Genomic DNA, 5,021 nt, shown 5'->3' on the forward strand with positions numbered 1-5,021 from the left:
CTTCATCGCCGTCACGAAGCCGGTGACGCCCGGACCGTTCTGGGCGATCGCCATCGCCATCTGGCCGGTCGCCCGGGTGTAGCCGTCGCAGATCAGGCCGGCATTGGTCTCGTGCGCGCAGTCCCAGAACGTGATGCCGGCCTTCGGAAACAGATCCGACACCGGCATCATCGCGGAACCGATGATGCCGAAGGCGTGCTCGATGCCGTGCATCTGAAGGACTTTGATGAAGGCTTCCTCGGTCGTCATCCTCATGGCAACGCTCCTCTCCTGTGATGTGTTCTAGTCAAGCAAGGCTGGCGCGGCTCGGCTAAGCGCTTGCTCGTGCCCTGCCCTTGGCTGAACGGCAGTCAGGCAACGACGATGATGCGCTCGACAGCACGGGGCCCGTTATCTGCGCAGGTGACCGCCCAATGGTTGCGCGTGTCCCAACTCTGCCCCCATGCCGGGCCGAACGCAAGAGAAATCTCAGAATTTTGCTTCCAACATTCTGAAAAATGGAATATCTATGAGGACGACATGGACGACACACCCGAATCCTCACCGGCCCTGAAGGCGTTCGGCCTCCTGGAGACCATCGCGGCGATGGATCACGCGCCGACGCTCGCGGAGCTGACGGAGTTGACGAGCCTCCCGAAGCCCACACTCCACAGGTGGATGAGCATGCTCGAAGGGGCCGATCTGGTGCGGCGGATGCCCGACGGGCGGCGCTACGAACTCGCCGCTCGCGCCACGTCGCTCGCCTTCGCGATCCTCTCGAATAATCCTGGCTCCACCCAGCGTCACCAGATCCTGCAGCGGGTCGCCCGCGATCTCGGCGAATCCTGCAACCTCACTGTGTTGCAGGGCGGCGAGGTGATGTATCTCGACCGCGTCGAGGCAGCGCTTCCGCTGCGGGTGGCGTTTCAGAGGGGCTCGCGCGTCCCCGCGCATTGCTCCGCCAGCGGCAAGATGTTCCTCGCCCTGATGGCGCCCACGAAGCGCGAGCGGCTGCTCGGCACGCTCAGCCTCGACCGTCACACGCCCAACACGTTGACCGACCCCGGCGCCCTCCAGGCCGAGCTCACCGCGATCCGGCGGCAGGGCTACGCGCTCGATGACGAGGAATTCCTCACGGGCCTGTTCTGCATCGCCGTGCCGGTCTTCGGCCGGACGGGACGCGAATGCCTGGCGGCGCTCGCACTCCAGGCCCCGGTCGTGCGGCTGTCGCGCGAGAACGCCGTCGAGCGTCTCCCGAACCTGCAGGCTGCGGCCGAGGCACTTGCGGTCACTCTGACATGACGAAATGAAGGAGCCCCCGATGTTGATGCCGCACACCACGGCTTCCTATCCGAGACTCGACCTGCTCGCGGACTCTGCCCGGCGCTGCGGAGCTCTGCGCGTCGGCGTGGTCTACCCGTGCGAGAAAAGCGCCCTCGAAGCGGCGCTCGAAGCGCAGCAGCAAGGCTTCATCGAGCCGGTCCTGGTCGGTCCAGCCGGGCTGATCCGCAAGGTCGCGGCCGAGGCCGGCATGGACTTGACCGGGCTCGAGATCGTCGAGGCTGCGGATGCACACGCAGCTGCCCGGCGCGCCGTGGCCCTTGCTGGTGCCGGCGAGGTCAGTGCTCTGATGAAGGGCTCCCTCCACACAGACGAGATGCTGGGCGCGATCGTTCGCCGCGACAGCCCGTTGCGCACGGACAGACGAGCAAGCCACGTCTTCTGGTTCGATTGCCCGGCCTACCACAAGCCCCTGATGCTGACGGATGCCGTCGTCAACCTCGCGCCAGGCCTCGTCGAGAAGGCTGACATCGTCCGCAACGCCGTCGATCTTGCTCACGACCTCGGCATCGCCAACCCCAAGGTTGCAATCATTGCTCCCGTCGAGACGGTGAACCCATCACTGCCTTCGACGATCGATGCGGCGTCACTCTGCAAGATGGCCGATCGCGGCCAGATCGCGGGTGCCACGCTCGACGGTCCGCTCGGCTTCGACAACGCGGTGTCGCTGGCCTCGGCCAGTACGAAGGGCATCGTCTCTGAGGTCGCCGGCGACCCAGACATTCTCGTGGTGCCCAATCTCGATGCTGGCAACAGCCTGTACAAGTCGCTCGTTTACCTCGGCGGGGCTGCCTGCGCCGGACTTGTGCTCGGCGCGAGCATCCCTGTGATCCTCACGAGCCGAGCGGACTCCAAGGAAACGCGCATTGCCTCCTGCGCCCTCGCAGCGCTGACCCGTGCAGTAAAGCGTACACATTAGACGTCGGGTTCGTATCTCCCTGTGAAAATGCCAAGCGCCGGTTGTGAGTGGGAGTGGGAGCGCGGCCGAAACCGAAATGCGCGCAGGTCGGACCGTTCTTCGCTCCGGCATCCCTTTCGCGCTGGAATGTGGGCCGTGGCTCCGTGGCGGTCGTCATCAGTGAGCCATGAACACTGGCACCTCGGCATGACGCAAGATGTGGCTCGTCGCGCCGCCGAAAATCATCTGGCGCAAGCGGCTTTGCGTGTATGCACCTTTGACAAGGAGATCACACCCGAGAGCCTTCGCCTCGGAAAGGAAGATCTCGCCCGACGTAACCTTGCTCGCCGACAGCGTGCGCGCTTGGGTCTGAATGCCTTCGCGCTTCAGCGCCCATGCAAGTTCCTGGGCTGATGGGCCAGGGACGCGATATCCTTCGACTTCGAGCACCTCAACACGCCTGGCTTGCTGAAGGAAGGGCATGGCGAACGCAACGGTGCGAGCCGTTTCCGTTGCACCATTCCAGGCAACGAGGACCGCCTCCCCGAGCGACACAGGCGGTGTCGGCGGGGCAATGAGGACCGGCCGCCCGCTCTCGAACAGCACAGCCTGGAAGCTGGACATGGACAGGCTGGCCTCGTTCGACTCGGGCCGTCCGACCACCGTCGCACTGAACAGGCGTGCGTGCTGGCTCATGGTGCGGTCATCAGAAAATGTACCCGTGCGCCACTGATAGCTTGGTCCCGCGCCTGGGATTGTTTCTCTGCGGACGGCGCGCGCGTTCATCGCGGCTGTGAAGGCTTCTTGGAAGGCGAGCTCCTCCGAGCGCAGCAGATCGGTCCAGCTTGTCTGTTCGCTACGGGATCCCGGTAGGTCGCCGCTGAAGTCGACATATTCCGCGAGTTCCAGGATGCGCGCTCCTTCCATAAGGCTGTCAAAGCGCTGTGCGCCGAGGCAGGCCGTCGCGATCAGTGTCTCGAGTCCCTCATGACCTGCAACAGGAACGAACAGGGTCTTCATCGCGCACTCCTGAACACCGCAGCTGCGTTTACCTAGAAGAAGCTATCCCTGTCCCTTGTTGCGGGCGAGCATGATCGAAAGCGTAATCGCACCAAGGTTCAAAAGGCTTGTCGTCATCAGATCTGACGAGCATGAACGTCAGTCCCCGACTTTCCGTGGCCAGCACCTCATCCCCTCTGGGTCGATGTTGACCAACGAGGCGATCCTTGAACGGTGCGCCGATTCGAGCGTTCAGCGGGCTGACCTGTCACGCGCATTTGTTACGAGTGCACGAGGTGATGCCCCTGTAAGCCTTGCGCAGGGGTCGGGCCACCAACGTCCGCATCGAGTGGTGTTGCGGCGCCTATGGAAAGCCAGCCGATGGAACTTGCTATGTGAACAGCTGGGCCTCGCGACGCCATGGGAGCGGAACGATGCGTGAGATCTGAGGCAAGTCGCAAACCATGCTGCGAGAGCCCGGTCCCGAGTCCCTGCCGAGGGCTCATGCGTGGGCCACATGACCGAAATGCCTGACACGGAATGTAAACCGGCATTGTGCGACGCCATATATGGTGCAACGCAAACGTTGTATGGGATCGCTCCAATGACCGAACTCCTCCCCTACTGGACCCTCGTCACTGCTGGGGCCGCAATTGGTTCGCTGGCCTATTATGTGTCTTACTTTGAGAGCCTGAAGGCTCGTGCTCCGGCTCGCCTGATCGGTGCCAGCAACGAGGACGCTCCGCGTTCTGTAAAGCGCGCGGCCTAATCGCCTGCCGGTACCTACCCGGCTCGATCGCTGACCCACTCCCACAGGCTACTCAGCCACGCCCTCGCTTGGCGGACGGTGCGGAACATCAAGCCTGACATCGCAATTGTGCACCGCATCATCCGCGCCGCTATCAGACAGGGCCCTGGCATGCTCGGGCAAAGCGGATTTCGAGCGTCCGCGATTCCGCGGCCGGATATAACAGGGTATTTTCTATAGAGATCGTCTTTCTCTTGTCCCTGTTATCCCCGGGGATTGTCCCTCGTGCGAAGGCAGAGCCCTCTCTCTGATTAGCTGCCCTTCACGACGGGCGCCCCCTATTCAGACGAGGCAGTTTTAGTGGGCGTTCTGCTCGCCTGGGAATCTTCCAGCCTAGGACGCGGTGCTGCCGGGCATCGGCACCGCCCTGCCCTCGCTGGGCCGCCTCGAACGTGAGTGCCATGGCCAGGAAATCCGTGATCGCGGCCTCGATCCCGGGATGCCGCTCGATCAGGATGCGCAGGTCCTCGAGGTAGTCCTGCAGGGCCTGCAGCGCGAGGTCGGCTTCCTCTTCCTGGAGGATCCGGCTCACCGCATGCTCGGTTGCCTCGCCGTGCGACTGAACGGCATCCCTGAAGGCACTCGATAGATCCGGTGCATTGGACATGCTCCGGGAATGGGGCAACCGAACGCACTCAGCCAGTCTGCGGGAGGCAGTCCGTGCTGGGCGGTTGGGCGGCGGCGTCCAATCTCATGCGCGAGCCGCGGAGAGCTGACTACCCGCGGCCCCGCGGTGAGCGCAGCGGGTTAGGTGCAGCAGTCCATCCGTGCGAGCGGCTGCACACCGCTCTGCGCCGCGCAACGGCCGCGTTCCAGCGGCATCAATTCTCCATGTTCGGAGCCGTCGCCGGAGGGCTGTAGCCACGGTCCTGCCGAAGCTCGCGACGGCCCGTCCTGTGATGGAGAGAGATGATGAGCCGCGAGACGATCAGGGACCGCGCTTACCGCACGATCGGGTACATCGAACGGGAGCCAGACGGGCGGCAGAAGGTGCTC

Annotated in this window: 6 protein-coding genes; 4 read left to right on the forward strand and 2 right to left on the reverse strand. The window is 63.8% G+C overall.

The window, feature by feature from the left end:
* A partial coding sequence (locus tag WDW90_RS34805; RefSeq protein ID WP_336492299.1) for a thiamine pyrophosphate-binding protein occupies positions 1-255 on the reverse strand: 255 nt, incomplete at its 3' end.
* A 264-nt stretch (positions 256-519) separates the two neighbouring features.
* Between WDW90_RS34805 and WDW90_RS34810 the strand changes: the two genes are divergently transcribed.
* Together WDW90_RS34810 and WDW90_RS34815 are read left to right on the forward strand one after the other, a co-directional pair.
* Positions 520-1,281, forward strand: a complete 762-nt coding sequence (locus WDW90_RS34810; RefSeq protein ID WP_336492300.1) for an IclR family transcriptional regulator — start codon at positions 520-522, stop codon at positions 1,279-1,281.
* A gap of 19 nt (positions 1,282-1,300) precedes the next feature.
* Complete coding sequence (locus WDW90_RS34815) at positions 1,301-2,239, forward strand: bifunctional enoyl-CoA hydratase/phosphate acetyltransferase (protein WP_336492301.1); 939 nt, start codon at positions 1,301-1,303, stop codon at positions 2,237-2,239.
* Between the two features lie 156 nt (positions 2,240-2,395).
* Here the strand turns inward: WDW90_RS34815 and WDW90_RS34820 are convergent, their stop codons facing one another.
* Positions 2,396-3,238 (reverse strand): universal stress protein, encoded by an 843-nt coding sequence (locus tag WDW90_RS34820; RefSeq protein WP_336492302.1) that lies wholly within the window; start codon positions 3,236-3,238, stop codon positions 2,396-2,398.
* Positions 3,239-3,821: 583 nt separating this feature from the next.
* On the opposite strand from WDW90_RS34820, the gene WDW90_RS34825 reads away from it, so the two are divergent.
* Together WDW90_RS34825 and WDW90_RS34830 are read left to right on the forward strand one after the other, a co-directional pair.
* Entirely contained in the window at positions 3,822-3,986 is a 165-nt protein-coding gene (locus tag WDW90_RS34825; protein ID WP_336492303.1) for a hypothetical protein, read from the forward strand.
* 382 nt (positions 3,987-4,368) lie between these two features.
* A complete protein-coding gene (locus WDW90_RS34830) occupies positions 4,369-4,614 on the forward strand; it encodes a hypothetical protein (protein ID WP_336492304.1) in 246 nt (81 codons plus the stop codon).
* Positions 4,615-5,021: the final 407 nt, after the last annotated feature.

Source organism: Methylobacterium nigriterrae, from assembly GCF_037106235.1.
In the GTDB taxonomy this organism is placed as follows: Bacteria; Pseudomonadota; Alphaproteobacteria; order Rhizobiales; family Beijerinckiaceae; genus Methylobacterium; species Methylobacterium nigriterrae.

Excerpts from the sequence above, each read along its gene's own strand:
- WDW90_RS34810 (WP_336492300.1), top strand. The coding sequence starts at position 520 with ATGGACGACACACCCGAATCCTCACCGGCCCTGAAGGCGTTCGGCCTC.
- WDW90_RS34825 (WP_336492303.1), top strand. The coding sequence starts at position 3,822 with ATGACCGAACTCCTCCCCTACTGGACCCTCGTCACTGCTGGGGCCGCA.
- WDW90_RS34815 (WP_336492301.1), top strand. The coding sequence starts at position 1,301 with ATGTTGATGCCGCACACCACGGCTTCCTATCCGAGACTCGACCTGCTC.
- WDW90_RS34820 (WP_336492302.1), bottom strand. The coding sequence starts at position 3,238 with ATGAAGACCCTGTTCGTTCCTGTTGCAGGTCATGAGGGACTCGAGACA.